We start from the raw sequence: 277 nt of genomic DNA, 5'->3' as shown, positions 1-277 counted from the left end.
GTCCCGAATTATCCGGCGTCGCACGGCTGCGTCCGCATTCCGACCGGGTTTGCCAAGACGCTGTTCGGCATGACCGACCGCGGCCTGCATGTGATCATTGCCGACGCCCCGGTCGAGCCGGTGAAGATCGAGCACGTCAACCTCTTTGCGCCGTTGAAGCCGCTGCCGTCCGAACCGCTGATGTCGGACATCGACCTGCGGCCGACCGTCAAGCGCAAGACCACCGGTCCCTATGAGGTCGCCATGAACTCCGCGGAGCAGGCGCCGGACATGACCA

Annotated in this window: 1 pseudogene; it reads left to right on the top strand. The window is 65.0% G+C overall.

Annotated features, from left to right (window positions below):
- Positions 1 to 277, top strand: a pseudogene (locus R0J92_RS22760) (hypothetical protein); the annotation flags it as partial.

The organism is Tritonibacter sp. SIMBA_163 (assembly GCF_046535935.1).
GTDB classification, from domain to species: Bacteria; Pseudomonadota; Alphaproteobacteria; order Rhodobacterales; family Rhodobacteraceae; genus Epibacterium; species Epibacterium scottomollicae.
The sequence above is the reverse complement of the archived record's forward strand: the minus strand, read 5'-3'. Positions and strand labels throughout refer to the sequence as shown.